At 37.9% G+C, this 18,314-nt stretch carries 21 protein-coding genes and 1 tRNA gene; 13 read left to right on the top strand and 9 right to left on the bottom strand.

Annotated elements, in window-relative coordinates; genetic code table 11:
• Positions 1–228 precede the first annotated feature (228 nt).
• From CVT17_RS04810 to CVT17_RS04800, 3 genes are all read left to right on the top strand, one after another.
• Entirely contained in the window at positions 229–1,011 is a 783-nt protein-coding gene (locus CVT17_RS04810) for a MetQ/NlpA family ABC transporter substrate-binding protein (RefSeq protein ID WP_107770356.1), read from the top strand.
• A 75-nt stretch (positions 1,012–1,086) separates the two neighbouring features.
• Positions 1,087–1,866, top strand: a complete 780-nt coding sequence (locus tag CVT17_RS04805; RefSeq protein WP_107770357.1) for a MetQ/NlpA family ABC transporter substrate-binding protein — start codon at positions 1,087–1,089, stop codon at positions 1,864–1,866.
• A gap of 138 nt (positions 1,867–2,004) precedes the next feature.
• Positions 2,005–2,595 carry a DedA family protein gene (locus tag CVT17_RS04800; RefSeq protein ID WP_196373552.1) on the top strand — a complete coding sequence of 197 codons (591 nt, stop codon included), beginning with the start codon at positions 2,005–2,007 and terminating at the stop codon, positions 2,593–2,595.
• A 70-nt stretch (positions 2,596–2,665) separates the two neighbouring features.
• On the opposite strand, the gene murI is transcribed toward CVT17_RS04800, so the two are convergent.
• Positions 2,666–3,454, bottom strand: coding sequence for a glutamate racemase (gene murI / locus CVT17_RS04795; RefSeq protein WP_107770358.1), 789 nt, complete (start codon positions 3,452–3,454; stop codon positions 2,666–2,668).
• A 92-nt stretch (positions 3,455–3,546) separates the two neighbouring features.
• Here murI and CVT17_RS04790 point away from each other — a divergent pair, with 92 nt between their 5' ends.
• Both CVT17_RS04790 and murG read left to right on the top strand, forming a co-directional pair.
• On the top strand, positions 3,547–4,707 hold the full coding sequence (locus CVT17_RS04790; RefSeq protein ID WP_021091312.1) for an FtsW/RodA/SpoVE family cell cycle protein: 1,161 nt from the start codon (positions 3,547–3,549) through the stop codon (positions 4,705–4,707).
• The gene (gene murG / locus CVT17_RS04785; protein WP_107858759.1) at positions 4,704–5,726 is read left to right on the top strand and encodes an undecaprenyldiphospho-muramoylpentapeptide beta-N-acetylglucosaminyltransferase; all 1,023 of its coding nucleotides are present in this window, start codon (positions 4,704–4,706) and stop codon (positions 5,724–5,726) included. The genes CVT17_RS04790 and murG overlap by 4 nt, the downstream gene beginning before the upstream one ends.
• Here the strand turns inward: murG and CVT17_RS04780 are convergent.
• Both CVT17_RS04780 and CVT17_RS04775 read right to left on the bottom strand, forming a co-directional pair.
• Positions 5,718–6,452 carry an imidazole glycerol phosphate synthase gene (locus CVT17_RS04780; protein ID WP_107708489.1) on the bottom strand — a complete coding sequence of 245 codons (735 nt, stop codon included), beginning with the start codon at positions 6,450–6,452 and terminating at the stop codon, positions 5,718–5,720. The genes murG and CVT17_RS04780 overlap by 9 nt on opposite strands.
• Before the next feature lie 71 nt (positions 6,453–6,523).
• Positions 6,524–6,600 (bottom strand) — tRNA-Arg (locus tag CVT17_RS04775).
• 112 nt (positions 6,601–6,712) lie between these two features.
• Between CVT17_RS04775 and CVT17_RS04770 the strand changes: the two genes are divergently transcribed.
• From CVT17_RS04770 to CVT17_RS04760, 3 genes are read left to right on the top strand one after another with little or no spacing between them, the layout of a single operon-like run.
• Positions 6,713–6,898 carry a hypothetical protein gene (locus tag CVT17_RS04770; RefSeq protein ID WP_107858760.1) on the top strand — a complete coding sequence of 62 codons (186 nt, stop codon included), beginning with the start codon at positions 6,713–6,715 and terminating at the stop codon, positions 6,896–6,898.
• Positions 6,899–6,948: 50 nt separating this feature from the next.
• Entirely contained in the window at positions 6,949–7,779 is an 831-nt protein-coding gene (locus CVT17_RS04765; protein ID WP_107858761.1) for an adenylosuccinate lyase, read from the top strand.
• 42 nt (positions 7,780–7,821) lie between these two features.
• Complete coding sequence (locus CVT17_RS04760) at positions 7,822–7,995, top strand: hypothetical protein (protein ID WP_196373551.1); 174 nt, start codon at positions 7,822–7,824, stop codon at positions 7,993–7,995.
• 98 nt (positions 7,996–8,093) lie between these two features.
• On the opposite strand, the gene CVT17_RS04755 is transcribed toward CVT17_RS04760, so the two are convergent.
• From CVT17_RS04755 to CVT17_RS04730, 6 genes are read right to left on the bottom strand one after another with little or no spacing between them, the layout of a single operon-like run.
• Complete coding sequence (locus CVT17_RS04755) at positions 8,094–9,344, bottom strand: RNA polymerase factor sigma-54 (protein WP_230853325.1); 1,251 nt, start codon at positions 9,342–9,344, stop codon at positions 8,094–8,096.
• Between the two features lie 3 nt (positions 9,345–9,347).
• The gene (gene lptB / locus CVT17_RS04750) at positions 9,348–10,076 is read right to left on the bottom strand and encodes an LPS export ABC transporter ATP-binding protein (protein ID WP_107697725.1); all 729 of its coding nucleotides are present in this window, start codon (positions 10,074–10,076) and stop codon (positions 9,348–9,350) included.
• Positions 10,069–10,467 (bottom strand): tRNA (adenosine(37)-N6)-threonylcarbamoyltransferase complex ATPase subunit type 1 TsaE, encoded by a 399-nt coding sequence (gene tsaE / locus CVT17_RS04745; RefSeq protein WP_107697726.1) that lies wholly within the window; start codon positions 10,465–10,467, stop codon positions 10,069–10,071. The genes lptB and tsaE overlap by 8 nt, the downstream gene beginning before the upstream one ends.
• Positions 10,467–10,712: an RNA-binding S4 domain-containing protein gene (locus CVT17_RS04740; RefSeq protein WP_103620389.1), complete on the bottom strand. Its 246-nt coding sequence runs from the start codon at positions 10,710–10,712 to the stop codon at positions 10,467–10,469. The genes tsaE and CVT17_RS04740 overlap by 1 nt, the downstream gene beginning before the upstream one ends.
• 33 nt (positions 10,713–10,745) lie before the next feature.
• Positions 10,746–11,573, bottom strand: a complete 828-nt coding sequence (locus tag CVT17_RS04735; RefSeq protein WP_107697727.1) for an alpha/beta hydrolase — start codon at positions 11,571–11,573, stop codon at positions 10,746–10,748.
• The gene (locus tag CVT17_RS04730; RefSeq protein ID WP_107858763.1) at positions 11,567–13,669 is read right to left on the bottom strand and encodes a TonB-dependent receptor domain-containing protein; all 2,103 of its coding nucleotides are present in this window, start codon (positions 13,667–13,669) and stop codon (positions 11,567–11,569) included. Before CVT17_RS04730 ends, CVT17_RS04735 begins: the two co-directional genes overlap by 7 nt.
• Positions 13,670–13,870: 201 nt before the next feature.
• Between CVT17_RS04730 and CVT17_RS04725 the strand changes: the two genes are divergently transcribed.
• Genes CVT17_RS04725 through era form a run of 5 tightly spaced genes read left to right on the top strand, consistent with a single transcriptional unit; the run spans position 13,871 to position 18,295 of the window.
• A complete protein-coding gene (locus CVT17_RS04725) occupies positions 13,871–15,094 on the top strand; it encodes an argininosuccinate synthase (protein ID WP_107858764.1) in 1,224 nt (407 codons plus the stop codon).
• 23 nt (positions 15,095–15,117) lie between these two features.
• Positions 15,118–15,564, top strand: a complete 447-nt coding sequence (rplI, locus tag CVT17_RS04720) for a 50S ribosomal protein L9 (RefSeq protein ID WP_107858765.1) — start codon at positions 15,118–15,120, stop codon at positions 15,562–15,564.
• Complete coding sequence (hslV, locus tag CVT17_RS04715) at positions 15,565–16,098, top strand: ATP-dependent protease subunit HslV (RefSeq protein ID WP_107858766.1); 534 nt, start codon at positions 15,565–15,567, stop codon at positions 16,096–16,098. It begins immediately after the preceding gene.
• Between the two features lie 8 nt (positions 16,099–16,106).
• Positions 16,107–17,429 (top strand): HslU--HslV peptidase ATPase subunit, encoded by a 1,323-nt coding sequence (gene hslU, locus CVT17_RS04710; RefSeq protein ID WP_021089127.1) that lies wholly within the window; start codon positions 16,107–16,109, stop codon positions 17,427–17,429.
• Complete coding sequence (gene era, locus CVT17_RS04705; protein WP_084107945.1) at positions 17,426–18,295, top strand: GTPase Era; 870 nt, start codon at positions 17,426–17,428, stop codon at positions 18,293–18,295. The genes hslU and era overlap by 4 nt, the downstream gene beginning before the upstream one ends.
• Positions 18,296–18,314 lie beyond the last annotated feature (19 nt).

The raw sequence follows: 18,314 nt of genomic DNA, 5'->3' as shown, positions 1-18,314 counted from the left end.
TCCTTAAAATTGCCCGAATTAATTTTTAGCTGAAAGGATAAAAGATGAAATCAGATATGTGCCACATGTGCCGCCTAGTAAAAAACGCGTTGTCGAAAGACTAATCTCTAAGCACAAAATTTCTTTTTAAGTGCTTAGAACTAGCTTAAGCGCTTAAAAAGAAATTTAACCCTCTAGCTTAAATTTATCCTTTTTTGGTGCTTGGCAAATTTTAAAAAAGGATAATAAATGAAAAAACTACTTCTCACTTCTTTAGTTGCTCTTGGTCTTAGTGTAAGTGCAAATGCAGCTGATAAATCAAAAACAATAATCGTTGGTGCTACACCTATCCCACATGCTGAAATTTTAGAGGTTGTAAAGCCTATTTTGGCAAAAGATGGCTATACGCTTGAAATCAAAGAATTTAACGACTACACTACGCCAAACCTTGCAACAGAAGATGGCGATTTAGATGCAAATTTCTTTCAGCACCTTCCATATTTGGACGAATTTAACAAAAACAAGGGCACTCATCTTATAAAAACAGTTGGCGTTCACCTTGAGCCAATGGGAGTTTATTCTAAAAGGATAAAAGACATCAAAGATCTAAAAGATGGTTCGACCGTATCTATCCCAAATGATCCGACAAATGAAAGCCGTGCTTTAGATATCCTTGCAAATGCTGGACTTATTAAGCTAAACGATAATCCACTAAAAACTCCACTTGATATAGTTGATAACCCTAAAAAGCTTAAATTTGAAGAGATAGAGACTGCTCAAGTACCAAGAACACTTGATGACGTTACTATCGCAGTTATCAACACAAACTACGCTCTAAATGCCAATCTTAATCCGGTAAAAGACGCACTTGTGCTTGAAAGCAAAAATAGCCCGTATGTAAACTACGTTGTAGTAAAGTCTGGTAACGAAAATAGCCCTAAAATAAAAGCTCTTGATAAGGCTATAAACTCATCAGAAGTTAAGAAATTTATCGAGATCAAATACAACGGCGCGATTCTTCCAGCATTTTAATTAAAATTTTAAATAAGCGACGTGGAAGCTTTTACCTTTTTAGCGTCGCTTAAACCAAATAAAAAAGGAAAAACAATGAAATTTATCAAACTTTTAACCGCATCTTTAGTTGCTCTAAGCCTTCACGCAGCCGACAAGGACCATACCATAGTTGTTGGCGTTTCGCCAGTACCACACGCTGAAATTTTAGAATTTGTAAAGCCAAAGCTAAAAGATAAAGGCTACAACCTTGTTATCTCTGAAATTTCAGACTACTCTATCCCAAATGTTGCCACAGAAGATGGCAGCTTGGACGCAAATTTCTTTCAGCATTTACCATATCTTGAGGAGCAAAACAAGGCTAGAGGCTTGCATCTTGTAAGTGTTGCAAATGTCCATGTTGAGCCACTTGGCTTTTACTCTAAAAAGATAAAAAATATAAAAGAGTTAAAAGATGGCGCAAAAGTGGCGATCGCTTACGATCCATCAAACGGCAACAGAGCGCTTAGAATTTTAGAAAAAGCTGGTCTTATAGAGATCGATAAAAACGTAAAAGTTGCAACCGTAAATGACATAACTAAAAATTCTAAAAATTTACAGTTTGTAGAGCTTGAAGGTGCTCAGATACCAAGAACGCTTGACGATGTCGATATCGCTGCCATTAGTACAAATTTCGTCCTTGATCTTGGTATGAGCGTGGCAAAAGACGCACTTTTGCTTGAAGATGCCAACAGTCCTTACGCTAATATTATCGTCACAAAGGCTGGCAACGAAAATAACCCTAAGATCAAAGCTTTGATTGATGCGGTGCTTAGCCCTGATACTAAAAATTTCATCATTACTCGCTATAAAGGCGAAGTTATACCTGCATTTTAAAAATTGGGCGAGCTTTCGCCCTATTTTGCTTCTACTTTCATCTGGTTTTAATAAGCTACAAACTCTCTTTATTTTTGTCAAAAAGCTTAAGCTATGCTTTGCTAAAATGGCTCACTTTAAAATTTTTCAGGAATTTAAATGCTGCATGATGTTATTGATTTTATAGTTGCGATCGTAAGTAGCTGGGGTTATGCTGGCATATTTATCATGATGTTTTTAGAAAGCTCATTTTTTCCATTTCCAAGTGAGGTAGCGATGATACCAGCTGGTTATTTGGCGCATAAAGGTGAAATGAGTTTAATTTTGGCCTTTCTTGCAGGTACGCTTGGAAGCCTGCTTGGAGCTATTTTTAACTACTATCTTTGCTACTTTTTGGGGCGTGAAATCGTTTTAAAATACGGCAAATTTGTGGGAATTACTCATGAAAAAATGGATAAATTTGAAGCATTTTTCAATAAACACGGCGAAATTTCTACATTTAACTCACGTCTGATTCCTGGCATTCGCCAATACATCAGCCTACCAGCTGGACTTGCCAAGATGAATATATTTAGATTTTGTCTATTTACCACACTTGGAGCTGGGATTTGGTGTACTGTTTTGCTTGGAGTTGGCTATTTTCTAGGTTCAAATCCTAGCAAACAGACACTTTTATTAATCACGATCACTCTTTTGGCTGTAGTTACTGTAATAAGCGTGGTCTATATAATAAAGCAAAGAAAAGCCTAAATACATATAAAAGTATGTAAAATTTAATGTATTTTCTAAAATTTGGCTCAAGGTTTTAGCTAAATTTAGTCTAGTAAATCTCTCTCATCTTCTCTAATCTAGCTAAATTTCTTGAAATTTTATCTAGCTCAAATTTACTGAATACTTCATCACCAGAATAGAAAAATCTAACTTTTAGGGCTTGATCTAAAGTAGAAATTTTTAGTCCAAGCTCACTTATAAGGCGATTTATTGTCCCTTCATTGCCATCAATTATGCTTATATTTGACGGCAAAATTTCTCTTAGGCTATCTTTAAAATAGTTAAAATGTGTGCAGCCAAGCACTAAAAAACCAAATTTACTTAGATCAAATTTAGCTAACTCTTCTTTTAGATATGATTTCACATTCTCGGTGTCAAATTCCCCATTTTCAGCAAAATTTACAAGGCGTGGTAGAGCAAGTAGCTCAGTTTTATCTTTTGCGTGTAAATTTGCGATCAGCTCTTTTAGTTTTGCACCATTTACGGTGACCGGAGTGGCTATGACAAGCGTTTTTAAGGCATCATCATGGCTTAAGTCATGAGCTTTTTTTACAGCTGGTTCCATGCCGATTATAGGTATATTTAAATTTGCTCTAAGCTCTTTTATCGCTACGCTTGTTGCCGTGTTACAAGCTACTACAACGGCGTTTGCGCCATTTTCTATGAGAAATTTCACCGCATCAAAGCTAAATTTTAAGATCTCATCCCTGCTCTTTTGTCCGTATGGGACATTTTTAACGTCTGCGTAATATAAAAATTCATGCTCGCTAAGCTTGCTTAAAGCTTCATTTAAGACGCTCAGCCCGCCAAGCCCTGAGTCAAATATACCTATTTTCATACCCTTCCTTAAAGCCTGCAATTATAGCAAATAATATCTTTGTAAGCCGTTTTTTATTATACTTTGGCACTTTTTAAACTTGGAGTTAAATTTTGGCAGTTGATAAGATCATTTTCTATCTTTGTTCGACTTTGATCGCTATAAGCATTATTTTTTCACTATCTTTGCCAGTTTTTACGGTTTTATTTTTTAATTACGACGAGTTTCACTTTTTTATCCGCCAGTTTATTGTTGGTTGTATCGGAATTTTCATTATGTGGTGGCTCTCTAGGCTAAATCCTGAAAAGACGCTTGTTTGGATAGGGTTTGGCCTTCTTATATCTTGCGGTATCGCCATGGGGCTAATGCATGCATTGCCAGCTTCTATGGTGACTGATGCTGGTGGTGCTAGGCGTTGGATCAGGCTACCTGGTTTTTCACTAGCTCCAGTTGAGTTTTTTAAAATCGGTTTTGTCTACTTCTTGGCTTGGAGTTTTACTAGAAAATTTAGTGAAGGCAAAAGGACCCTGCTAGACGAGATTAAGATACTTATGCCTTATATTATTCTTTTTGGTGTTGCTATCTTTCTTATCGCTGTTATGCAAAATGACCTTGGTCAAGTGGTCGTACTGGCGCTTACATTTGTGACGATGGCACTTTTTGCAGGAGCAAGTGCGAGACTTTTTAGCATCGGTATCTTAGGAGCTGCTTTTGTTATGACAGTAGCGATAATCAGCTCTGAGCATAGAATTTTACGTATAAAGTCATGGTGGGGCACGATACAAAATATGGTGCTTTCTTTCTTGCCTGATAGCGTTGCAGATGTATTAAGAGTGGCTGATGCGCCAGAGCCATATCAAATTTCTCACTCATTAAACGCTATAAAGCATGGCGAATTTTTTGGCGAAGGGCTTGGCGCTGGTATATTTAAGCTTGGCTTTTTAAGCGAGGTCCATACTGACTTTGTACTAGCTGGTATTGCTGAAGAGGTCGGTGTATTTGGTATTTTGTGTATAGTAGCTATATTTATAACGCTACTTTATAGAATTTTTAGAATTTCAGCTAGAAGCGAAAATAAGGTATATCATCTATTTACGCTTGGTGTCGGGCTTATCTTATCGTTTTCATTTTTAATGAATAGCTATGGCATCACATCGATCACGCCTATCAAAGGTATTGCTGTACCATTTCTTAGTTACGGTGGTAGCTCTGTGCTTGCGATTTGTATCGGTATCGGCATGGTTTTGATGGTTAGTAAAAGGGCAAAATTATGATTGTTATTTGCGGTGGAGGTACTGGTGGACATTTAGCGATTGCAAAGAGCTTTTGTGAGGAGCTTAATACTCGTGGTATCAAGCCCATTTTTATTGGTTCAACTAGTGGACAAGATAAATTTTGGTTTGAAAATGACGATAACTTTTTACAAAAATTTTTCTTACCAAGCAGTGGTGTGGTAAATAAGAGAGGCTTTGTTAAGCTAAAATCACTAACAAATATCGTAAATCTTGCTTTAAAATGTAGAAAAATTCTTAAGCAAAATGACGTTAAGGCAGTCATTAGCGTTGGTGGCTATTCAGCAGCTCCAGCAGCCATTGCGGCAATCATCTCAAAAGTACCACTTTTTATCCACGAACAAAATGCTGTAATGGGCAAATTAAATAAAATTTTAAGGCCTTATGCGAAAGGCTTTTTTATCTCTTATGATGAAGTTTCGCCCTACCCTTATCCCGTAGCAAAGAAATTTTTCAATAGTGCAAGAGTGAGAGAGGAGCTAAAAACTATTTTGTTTTTGGGCGGCTCGCAAGGCGCAAAAGCGATAAACGAGCTAGCTATAAATTTAGCTCCATATCTTAAAGAAAAAGGCATAAATATAATTCATCAATGTGGTAAAAACGGCTTTGATGAACTTAAAAAAAAATATGATGAACTTGGCTTTAATGAAACGAATTTAGAAATTTTTGAATTTAGTAAAGAGATAGAAAATAAGATGAGCAAAGCTGACCTTGCCATATCAAGAGCAGGAGCTAGCTCGCTTTGGGAGCTTTGTGCAAATGCTTTGCCATCTATCTTTGTGCCATTTCCTTATGCTGCTGGCAATCATCAGTTTTATAACGCTAAATTTTTAAAAGATAAGGGCATTGCTGAAATTTGCTTGCAAAATGGAGAAATTTTAGACAAAGACGAAGTTATAAGAATTATAGAAAATTTTGATCTAAACAAAAGCAGTAAAGCTCTAAAAGAGATCCTTTTGCCAAATGGAGCAAAAGAGATAATTGATAAAATTTTAAACTAGCTCCTCGCCTATCGCACAAGCTTTTAGTTCTTTTAGCTCAAAGATCAAGTAGTGATAAATAAGCTCATTTGTATTTAAAATTTTTGCACTAAAGACTGGTTTTATCATAGTTATTATCTTATCAGTTATACCCGCGATCTCCACCAGTAAAAGTTCATCTTTGCGTTGTTTCGCTGCCTTAATACAATTATAAAAGAACGTATAAATTATCTTAAAATTTTGTAAAATAACATTTGAAACTATCCTAGAATGAATATGCAAAACATTATGTATACGCTCTTGTAGAGTATTTAGCTCCGCAAGCAGTGATTTTATTTGAGTAGTGTCTGTTGTCCTAGAAAAGAGATTTTTCGCTTTATTTTTGTTTTGTATTTGATACTCTGCTACCAAAATTTCTATTATATTTAAAATAGCGACATAGCTTTCTTGTAAATTTTCATTTGCCTTAAAGCTCACGCCGTTTTTCTCAATTTTATAATTTAAGCTTCTCTTTATCTGCTCCAAATAAGTACTAATGTTTTCATAATAGTCCTCTGTGTTGAAGACACTTTTAAAGAAATCGCTTTCACCTTTTAAATTTGTAAGCTTTTTTTTAAGTTCGTCAGCGTTTTTATTAAACTCAACAACCCCAACTGCCAAGCCGATCTCATGCTCACTATTTTCTTCTAATGCTGTCAAACTTTCTTTTAGTACCGAAATTTGTTTTTGAATATTTTGAAAATCCATTTTTTCTCTTTTAATTTTTTTGCTTATTTTACTATAAAAATCATGAAGTTTGTCATTAAGAATTAAAAAGATGGTGCGCCCGAGAGAATTCGAATCTCTGACCTTTTGAACCGCAATCAAATGCTCTATCCAGCTGAGCTACGAGCGCACAAGAAAGTTAAGTCGAGATATTAACCAAACTTTCCTTAAAAAAAAATTGTATTCATTGTAATTTTATAACTGTTTTAGTAAAATTCTACAAAAAGAAAAAGGATGTAAAAATGAATGATTTTTTTGATAGCTTAAAAGAGATAAAAAAAGAACTCGCCAAAGAGCAAGGCGGAGCTAAAAAAATACAAAAAGAGGCCGTTTCTCACACAAAAGAAGAGGCGATCTCGTATAAAGAGAATAAGTTAAAAGACGAATTTGCTGAGTACATCAAAGGTCAAGATATAAGAAAAATATAAATTTGGAATGCTTATTGCTAAAACATGTAATATTTTATTTGGAGTAGGCAATGAAAGTTACACAAACACTAGAATCTCTAAGCATTTTAACCGAAAACGATAAATTATTTTGTGAGCTTAGAGATATGATAAGTAAAAATTTCACCAAAATTTTGTCAAATAAAAATAAAATTATCTCGTTTTATGAAGAGAGCGAGATCCCACAACGCAAATGCTTTTTAAAATTTATAAAAAAACTTTACGAAAAACAAAGTGAAGATAAACTAGATATTCGTTTTGCAAACTATAAAACTATAAAGCTTGGTTTTATTCAAAAAAATACTCTAACTCCTGTCATTAGCCTAAATGTAAATTTTGTAAAAAATGAAGCCAAATTTGAACTAAAGGATGCACTTTGCAGAGATTTTGCCAACTATATCAGCGAGAGTCTAGTAAAAAGCAATGTTGCTTTTAGCAAAAATGATGATTTTTTAAACATTACTATCTCAAACGACAACGACATATATACATTAAACAAACTACTCTACAAAAGAAGCTATCCAAAATTTAGCGTAAATTTTATCTATGATGAAAAAGATTACAAAGCCTTTAAACAAGGCATCAAGATAAAAAGCTCATCAAAATTTATAAGTAGATTTTCTGTGCTTGCAAATTTGCTTGAGGAAAATTTTGAGATTTTGGGTTGCAAAAAAGATGATGACTTTGAAACCATCAGACAAAGCTACCTTTCACTCGCAAATATCTATCACCCAGACAGGCACGCCAACAAAAATCTTCTCATACAAGAAGAATACGCAAAGAAATTTAAAAATATTCAATCTGCTTATGAGAGTCTAAAGCCATACTTTAAAAATCAAGAAAATTTTGTGATGGTTGGCTAAAGCACGGCTTGCCATAAGGACTGCTAAAAAGAACAAAAATGAATGGCGAAATGTTTAGCATATGCACCATTGTTGTTACTTGGTTTTTTAAACTCTACTGCAAAATCAGTCATTAAGATATTTAATGCACCGCTTATGCCAAAGAAAAATTTAGCTCTTTTTGCTGTAATGTTTTTAGTGGTATGGGCTCTTGTAACGACGATGCAGCAGGTATAACACAACACAAAAACGTGGTAAAGAGTACGAATGGCTTAGTAGCAAACTCTTTACGCAAATTGCGCAAAACCATACTTTTTGCCGTAAATGAGTGGTAACTAGCCGTTTATCTGATAGACTCTTTTTCGCTGGCTTGAGCTTCCGATGTTTAGGATTTTGCGGTATTTTGTGATGGTTCGGCGAACGATTTGGATGTTAAATTTGGCCTGGATCAGCTCTTGAATTTTTAGATCAGAAAGTGGCTTTTTGTGGTCCTCGCCTCTAATGAGCTCTAGTAAAAATTCTTTTATCGCAGCATTTGAAGTCTCCTCGTCAAAGCCAGTTGCAAAGAAATTTTTAAGTGCAATAGTACCCCTTGCACAGCTTAGATACTTATTTGCAATAGCTCTTGAGATGGTTGACGGATTGCGCCCAAGCTCGTCTGCTAGGTCTTTTAGCTTCATAGGCTTTATATCGCCGCCCAAGAAGTAGTCGTACTGATACTCAACTATCATAAGCCCTATTTTATAAAGTGTTGATTTTCTCATTTCAAGAGCATCTATGAGCTCGCTAGCCTCTTTTATGCGCGAACTTACAAAGGCCTCTTTTTCGTCTAATCCTTCGGTGTCAATCGAAATTTCAGGATAGTAATCGTCATTTATCTGCACACTCACGCCGCTACTTGTGCTTAGCACGAAGATGTCAGGCACCTTTTGGCTCGCCTCTTCTAGATACTCGATAGCCGGTGGATTTTTAAACTTTTTTATTATCTTTAGCGCATCGTCGTAAAATTTAAGTTTTCTAAGCTTTTCTATACTTTCAAAATTTAAGATGATCTTTTTCGCGCACTCTATGATATCTTCACTTGCTTCTGCCTCGCCAAGCTGAAACAAAAAGCTCTCTTTAAGATCCTTTGCGCCCACGCCGCATGGCTCAAGGTAGGCAAATCTCGCTCTAACTCGCTCCACTTCGCTCTCGCAAAAATCAGCAAAAATTTCATTATCATAGGAAAAATAACCCTCGTCATCTAAACACTCAATAATCTTATACGCGATATCTTGTGACTTTTGCGTGGGAAAAAGTGGTGGATTGATCTGACTAATTAGCTTTTCATAGAGGCTTTCTTTATAGATGCTTAAAGTCTCGATGCTCTCACTTACTGAATTTTTACTGGCTTGCTCGAAAAAATTTCGCTTTTTTTCGCTTTTTTCTAAATTTTTATGCTCAATTGTGGCAAATGGATTGTCTTTTATAAAAGGTTCAAGCGTCTCTTTTAGCTCATCAAGCCCGCTTTGAAGTATGGGAAGCCAGCTTCGCAGCGTTTGGTTTAGTTTGATCTTTGGTGCTAAAGTTTGCTTTTGCCTTAGCATCATCTACTCAAGTAGCTTAAATTCTTCGCCAAGATAGTGCGTTCTAACGAGCTTGTTGTTTGCTACCTCACTCGCACTGCCACTTGCTAGAAGTGAGCCATCTTTGATAACGTAGGCTCTGTCGCAAATGGCTAGCGTCTCACGGACGTTGTGGTCTGTTATCAAAACGCCGATACCTAGCTTTTTAAGGTCTCTAACGATACTTTGGATGTCGCTAACTGCGATCGGGTCAACACCAGCAAATGGCTCATCGAGCAGTAAAAATTTTGGCTTTATGATGAGACTTCTAGCGATCTCACAGCGTCTGCGCTCGCCGCCACTTAGGCTAACGCCCTTTCTTAGGCGGATAGGCTCAATATTTAGCATATTTAGCATCTCATTTACTTTTTTAGAGATCTCTTCTGCGTTTTGGTCTAAAATTTCAGCTCCAAGAAGTAAATTTTCTTCTACACTTAGCTCTTTAAATATGCTTGACTCTTGCGGTAAATAGCCGATGCCAAGGTGTGCCCTTTTATGAAGCGGGACGCTTGTGATCTTTTGATCATTCAAAAAGACATCTCCGCTAGTTGGCGAGATGAGCCCACAGATCATATAAAAAGTAGTCGTCTTTCCAGCACCATTTGGTCCAAGAAGCCCCACCACTTCGCCACTATTTACCTCTAAAGATATGCCTTTTATGATTTCAGTTTTTTTGATCGTCTTTTTTAGATCTTTTACTTCTAGTTTATGCACTTATAACCTCGTATTTTCTGCCATTTTTGCTAGGAGAAATTTTTATCATCGTATAGCTCTCGCCGTTTTTCTTTAGAGCCTTTTCTAAATTTTCATCGCCCCACTCTACCAAGTGAAGCCCCTCTTCAAATAAATTTTCAAAAAGACCATTTTTGGCCATCCCATCAAATCCAATCTGATAGATGTCGTAGTGGTAGATATCTTTACCATAAATTTGCATCAAAGAAAATGTCGGCGATGTCACACTCTCATCTATGCCGTGAGCCTTGATAATAGCCTTTACAAGCGTCGTTTTGCCACTTGCTAGATCGCCACTTAGCAGCATCACGCCACTTTTTGGCAGCACCCGCACAAGCTCGTCAAGCTCATTTTCTAAAAGCTCAAAAACCATCAAAGCTCTTTTACATATTCGCTTTGAGCGCTTTTTGGTATGCTTTTTGTAGTTGGTATCGCTAGCACCTCGTATCTCGCCTCACGAGCTAGAAATTTGATGGTAATAACATCGCCGATCTTTACATCTTTTGCCGCTTTTGCCTGCGCGCCGTTAATGCTCACAACACCGCTTTTGCACATATCTTCGCTAACGGCACGCCTTTTGGTGATATTTACTACGTTTAAAAATTTATCTACTCTCATGAGGCGGATTTTAACAAAAATAGCCTTAAATTTTTAATCCTTCAGATATTTTAAAAGCTCTTTTAAATTTAGAGGTATGACGCTGCCGTGGGTTTCATTTTTAAAAAGCTCAAAGTGGGAATTTATGCCACTTTGCTTTAAAATTTGAGCTAGATCGCTCGCCTTTAAAGTTCCAGCTTTGTCTGTTTTGCCTTTTCTCTTTTCAAGCTCGCCAACGCTAAGAAAGACAAATTTAGCTCTTATTTTCTCTTTAAATTTACCCTCTCTCACGTTTTGTTTTAATATCTCAGACTCGCCCCACCAAAGAGATGGTGAAGCGATAAAGAAATTTTGAAAAATACCCTCATTTTTAAGCATGGCATAAAGCGTAAAAAGACCGCCAAAAGAGTGTCCATAAAGGCTTCTTGGGAGGTCTTGCACGTTAAATTTCTGATCGATAAGCGGCACTAAATTTCTTGTCAAAAAATAGTAAAACGCATCTGCGCTGCCACCTTTGTCAAATTCCTCACCCTTTGCTTTTGGTGTGAGATCTCTTGTGCGTTTTTCTACCTCGTAGCTTTTGTCTGTATCATATCCTATGCCTATTATTAGCGGGGCAAAAGAGCCATCAAATTCATTTAAAAGCATGTTAAACTGGGCATTTGCATCCAGTAGATAGAGTACATTTTTAAACTCATTTTGCCCCTTTAGCTTGGCTGTGAAAATTTTATAAATTTCATCATTTGCGCTCATTTTAAAGGTTGAAATTTCAAATTTACTAGCAGCTTTTTGGCTAAGTGGCTCAGGCGTTTGGCTGGGTCCTGCGTGCAAAGTCTGTGCCACACCAAGCGTAAAAAGCAAAAATTTAAACGCTCTTACCATTTTGCAGCGACCTTAAACCAAAATCTCCTACCCTCTTGCGGATACCAGTAGTAGTTGCCGTCGTCTGCTAGCGCCTCATCGTATCTTACTTTATCAAAGATATTGTAGGCATTTAGGCTAAGTGTTAGGTGTTTATTTGCATCCCAGCTTACACCTGTATCAAATGTGAGTAAATTTTTGTCATTTTCACTCACTTTGTTGCCAGGGCCAAATTTCACGCTAGTAAGCTTGCTCTCATAGTTTGTGGTGAAGAATGTTTTTACGCTCTTAATTGGCTTATAAGCAAGTGTTGCATGAAATGCGTGCTCTGGCGTTGCTGTAAGGCTTTTTGCATCAAGTCTGCCAAGATTTGTCTCACTAAATTTCATAGGGCCTCTTGGCGTATTTATCGTTGGGTTGCCAGTTTTTATCTTTGACTTATTATAGGTGTAGTTTGAGCTTAGATTTAGATTTGAAAGAACGTCATAGTCTCCGCTTAACTCCACTCCCCAAACAGTTGCACCTTCTATGTTAAAGTAAGTTCCCCAGCCAGGACAATTAACGTGTGGTGCACCTGCGCAAGTGCCAAAGGCAGGAATTTTATTGACATTACTGCCATCAGTGTCTAGGATCTTATCTTTAAACTCATTTCTAAAAAGCGTTACCGAGCCTCTAAAATCAGCCTGATTGTCATAATATGCTCCAACTTCGTAAGTTATGCTTTTTTCTGGTTTTAAATCTTTGTTACCAAAATCAACTATTCTCCAGCCACCTTGGATAGTGCCAACCGCAGGAGAAATTTGATTTACATTTGGCGTTTTATAGCCAGTTGCTACGCCGCCTTTTAGACTTAGCGTATCTGTGGCATTATAGACTAGGTAGGCTCTTGGCGAGAGGTGGTTACCAAAAAATTCGTTGTGCGTGAGTCTTGAGCCAAGCGTTAAAAATAGCTTCTCATCTAAAATTTGCCACTCATCCTCGATAAATCCCGCATGCTCACTCATTGAGTAACTTTTTGGATTTTTAAGACCATTCCTTGAGGCGTTTGAGACGATGAAGGTCGTGCCGACATTTTGCTTGCTAAAGTCATAGCCAAAAGTTAGTGCGTGAGCACCAAGAAAGGTTGTAAATTTTGAATTAAAGTTGTGATTTTTAGCTTTTGCAGGTATGAGGCTGTCAAAAAGGCTCGTTCTTTGTGTCTCATCATAAATGTAGCTGATATCGGCATTTAGGTTATCAAATTCGCCAAGATAGCCCACTCCATAGCTCTTCTTCTCGTAGTCATAAGCGTTTAAGACGTTCATTCTCGGATTTGGATCGGCTGACTTGCCAACAGTTCTTGAGTAATCATGCCTTTCGTTTGAGCCAAGGATGTAAAATTTATTGTGTTCATCTGGCGTGATCCAAAGTTTTGCGCTTAAATTTCTCTTATCACTCTTTTGATAGCCACCGATGTAGCCATCTTCATCTCTTAGCTTTTTATATCCCCAAAGCTGAAGTGTAAAAAGGTCTTTATAAAGAGGTAAATTTAGATAAAAGTCGCCTTGCCTGCCATCGCCTATACCTTTATGAGTGTTTATCGTGGTTGAGATGCCGACATTGCCACTAAATTTTGAAAAATCTTTTTTAGTGATGATATTTATCACGCCACCAACCGCGTCGCTACCATAAAGCGAGCTCATAGGACCACGGATGACCTCTATACGCTCGATCGCCTCGGCTGGTGGGATGAAATTTGAGTTCATATCCCCTGCTCCGCCCTTTGGATTTGCGCTGCTTGAATTTACTCTTTTACCATCAATCAAAACTAGCGTTTGAGACTTCTCCATGCCACGTATTGAGATACCGCTAGCTGCTCCGTCTTCGCCACCAACGACATTTACACCTGGCACCTTTTGAGCGATAGAGTGGAGCGAAGTAAAGCTATCTTTTGTAAGCTCATCGCCACTTATCACGCTTATGCTCGCGGGTGCTTCTTTGATCTGCTGCGAAAAGCCACTCGCACTTACTACGACGCCATCAAGCCTTGTTTCGTTATTGTCTTTATGCTCTGCTCCAAAGAGTGAATTTGCCACACAAACACTAAGGCAGATGGCAATAAATTTTGTTTTTCTCACGACTATCCTTTTAAAATTTAATTTGAAAAAGTTTGAAATTTAGCGAAGTATCTTTTAAAACAATATTAATTATCATAATTCTAAATACTAATCTTTTTTATAAAATTTTCTAAGAAAAAACTTACATTATTTATTAAATTAGTTTATTAAAAATTAATCAATTTAGGCTAAAATACGACCATTTTAACAAAAGGAAGAGCTATGAAAAAAGACGTAAAAAAAGTGGTTTTAGCATACTCTGGCGGACTTGACACAAGTATCATTTTAAAATGGCTTCAAGATGAATATAACTGCGAAGTAGTCACATTTACAGCTGACATCGGCCAAGGCGAAGAGCTAGAGCCTGCACGTAAAAAAGCCCTAGCACTTGGTGTAAAGCCTGAAAATATTTTTATAGAAGATTTAAGAGAAGAATTTGTACGTGATTATGTATTTCCAATGTTTAGAGCAAATGCAGTCTACGAGGGCGAGTATCTGCTTGGCACATCGATAGCACGCCCACTAATAGCAAAACGCCAAAGCGAGATCGCAAGACTTGTTGGCGCTGATGGCGTAAGTCACGGAGCAACAGGCAAAGGCAACGATCAAGTTCGCTTTGAGCTTGGATACTACGCGCTTGGCGACAACCTAACTATTATAGCTCCATGGCGCGAGTGGGATCTAAATAGTCGTGAAAAACTTTTGGCATACGCTGAGAAAAACGGCATAGATATCACCAAAAAACCAGGCAAAAGCCCATACTCAATGGATGCAAATTTACTTCACATAAGCTATGAGGGTCTAGTGCTTGAAGACCCAAGTCACGCACCAGAAGATGATATGTGGAGATGGACAGTAAGCCCCAAAGATGCTCCAGATAAGAGTGAGATCATCGAGATCGGCTATGAAAAAGGCGATCCAGTGAGCGTAAACGACAAAAAAATGAGCCCAGCTGAAATTTTAACCGAGTTAAACCGCCTTGGCGCAAAACACGGTATCGGCAGACTTGACATAGTAGAAAACCGCTCAGTTGGTATGAAGAGCCGCGGCTGCTACGAAACACCTGGTGGCACGATAATGCTAAAAGCTCATAGGGCGATCGAGAGCATCACGCTTGATCGCGGTGCTGCTCACTTAAAAGATGAGATCATGCCAAAATACGCCGAGCTAATTTACAACGGCTACTGGTGGTCACCTGAGCGAAATATGCTCCAAGCTCTCATCGACAAGAGTCAAGAGCACGTAAACGGCTCTGTTAAAGTTGAACTTTATAAAGGCAATGTGACCATTCTTGGCAGAAGCAGTAAAAATGATAATCTATTTAGCGAGGCATACTGCACATTTGAAGAAGATAGCGTTTATGATCAAAAAGATGCAGCTGGGTTTATCAAGCTAAATGCGCTTCGTTTCATCATCGCACGCAAAAATGGGCGAAAATTTGACTAAAAATAAAATTTAAAAGGATAAAAATGAAAGTATTATTAATAAAAGATGTAAAAGCGCTTGGTAAAGCTGGCGAGATAAAAGAGGTAAAAGATGGCTACGGCAACAACTTCTTAATCGGCAAAGGCTTTGCAAAAGCAGCTACTCCAGATGTCCTTCGCCAATATGAAGCGGCCCAAAAAAGAAAGGCCGAAGAGCTAAAATATGAGATCGCAAATTTAGAAAAACTTAAAGAAGAGCTTGCAAAAGTGACAGTCGTCATCAAAAAAACTCTTGGCGCAAATGGCTCTCTTTTTGGCTCGGTCTCAAAAGAGGAGATCGCAGCAGAGCTTGAAAAAACTCACCATTTAGTAGTCGAAAAAAAAGCGATCGACATGGACACTCACTTAAAAGCAGTCGGCCTTTATGATGTTCATGTAAAGCTAGGACACTCGATAAATGCGAGCTTGAAGGTTGATGTGCAAGGAGAGTAGATGTTTCATGCGACAACCATCTTAGCCTACAAAGGCAAAAACAAATCAGTCATCGGCGGCGACGGACAAGTGAGCTTTGGTAATACTGTCTTAAAAGGCAATGCCGTAAAAATCCGCAAAATTCACAACGGCAAAGTCCTAGCTGGCTTTGCTGGTAGCACCGCTGACGCGTTTAATCTCTTTGATATGTTTGAGAAAAATTTAGAACATGCAAAAGGCGATTTGCTAAAGGCGGTGATAGAATTTAGCAAAGAGTGGCGCAAAGACAAGTATCTAAGAAAGCTTGAAGCGATGATGCTTGTGCTTGATAGGGATAAAATTTTCTTGCTTAGTGGCACTGGAGATGTGGTCGAGCCAGAAGATGGCAAGATATCAGCTATCGGAAGCGGCGGAAACTACGCACTTTCAGCGGCTCGTGCTCTAGATAAATTTGCTGATATCGACGAAGAGGAGCTAGTCAAAGAGAGCCTTAAGATCGCCGGCGAAATTTGCATCTATACAAATACAAACATCAAAACTTATGTTTTAGAATAAGAGAGAAAATGAACTTAACACCAAGAGAAATTGTTAAATTTTTAGATGACTATGTGATCGGTCAAAAGGACGCCAAGAAGATCATAGCGATCGCACTTCGCAACAGATATCGCCGTATGAAGCTTGAAAAGAGCTTGCAAGATGACATCATGCCAAAAAATATCTTGATGATCGGCTCAACTGGTGTTGGTAAAACTGAGATCGCAAGGCGTCTTTCAAAGATGATGGGTCTGCCATTTATCAAGGTTGAGGCTAGTAAATATACTGAGGTTGGCTTTGTTGGCCGCGATGTTGAAAGCATGGTAAGAGACCTTGCAATGGCCTCATATAATCTCGTAAAAAACGAGCAAAGCGAGAAAAACCAAGACAAAATCAACGCCTACATCGAAGAAAAGATCGTCTCAAAGCTATTGCCGCCACTTCCAAAAGGTGCTAGCGAAGAGAAACAAGCAGAGTATGCCAAGAGCTATGAAAAAATGCTAAATAGGCTAAGAAACGGCGAGCTTGACGAGCTAAGCATAGAGATCGAGGTACAGCAAAACCCGCTTGAAGCTGGCTCAAACGTACCACCTGATATGGCGCAGATGCAAGAGAGCTTTATAAAGATAATTGGCATCGGCGGTAAAAACATCAAAAAAGAGATGAAGGTAAAAGACGCCAAAAAAGCCCTTCAAAGCGAAGCAAATGATAAAATTTTAGACCTTGAAAGCGTAAAAACTGAGGCTTTAAGAAGAGCTGAAAACGAGGGCATCATCTTTATAGACGAGATCGATAAGGTAGCCGTTGGCTCAGGTAGCTCAAACAGGCAAGATCCTAGCAAAGAAGGCGTGCAAAGAGACTTGTTACCGATCGTTGAGGGCTCAAATGTAAATACAAAATTTGGAAATTTAAAGACAGATCATATCTTATTTATTGCAGCTGGCGCCTTTCATATAAGCAAACCAAGCGATCTCATCCCAGAGCTTCAAGGTCGTTTCCCACTAAGAGTCGAGCTTGATAGCCTTGATGAGGACGCGCTTTATCAAATTTTAACTCAGCCAAAAAATTCGCTTTTAAAGCAATACATCGCACTTCTTTCAACTGAAAATGTCGAGCTAGAATTTGACGATGAAGCGATAAAAGAGATAGCAAGGATCGCTCATGCCGCAAATGAAAAGATGGAAGACATCGGTGCTAGACGCCTTCATACGGTAATCGAGCGCGTGATAGAAGATATTAGCTTTGAGGCTAGCGAAAAGAGCGGCGAGAAGATAAATGTAACAAAAGAGCTCGTAAAAGAGCGCCTAAAAGACGTGGTTGAGGATCAAGACCTAGCGAGGTATATACTTTGAAATCAGGCTTTGTTAGCATCATAGGACGCACAAATGCTGGCAAAAGCTCGTTTTTAAATGCTTTGTTAAACGAAAAGATCGCCATTGTCTCGCACAAGCAAAACGCAACTCGCAGAAAGATAAATGGCATCGTTATGAATGGTGAAGATCAGATCATCTTCACCGACACGCCAGGACTTCATGAAAGCAACAAGGTGATAAATCAACTGCTAATTAGCCAAGCGATAAAATCGATGGGAGACTGTGATCTCATCGTATTTTTAGCGCCCATCCATGATGATACAGAAGACTATGAGAAATTTCTGGCACTAAATCCTGAAAAACCACACATCTTAGTACTAACAAAAGTCGATGAGAGCTCAAATGCAAAGGTACTTGAAAAGATCACTAAGTATCAAAAATTTCAAGATAAATTTGCAGCCTTACTTACTTTTAGCACCAAGCAGCCTACCTATAAAAAGCCGCTTCTTGATGAAATTTGCAAGCTTTTGCCAGAGCATGAGTACTTTTACGATCCAGAATTTCTTACTCCGACAAATGAGAAGGAAATTTTTAGAGAATTTATACTTGAAGCGATCTATGAAAATTTAAGCGATGAGATCCCATATCTTAGCGATGCGATCATAAAAAGCGTAAAAGAAAAACCTGGCATTACTGAAATTTTTGCAAGTATCATCACTGAGCGTGAAATCCATAAAAGTATGATCATCGGAAAAAATGGTGAAACGATAAAACGAATAGGAATTTTTGCAAGAAAGTTAATACAAAATTTAACCGGATCAAAGGTCTTTTTGAAACTCGATGTAATCGTTAAAAAAGGCTGGAGTAAAGAAGAAAAGAGCCTTAATAAAATAATTGGATATTGATTTTTTATTGTAAAAATAT

Source organism: Campylobacter concisus (assembly GCF_003048775.2).
Lineage (GTDB): Bacteria > Campylobacterota > Campylobacteria > Campylobacterales > Campylobacteraceae > Campylobacter_A > Campylobacter_A concisus_I.
Note: the sequence above shows the minus strand (reverse complement) of the source record. Positions and strands in the feature narration are given on the sequence as shown.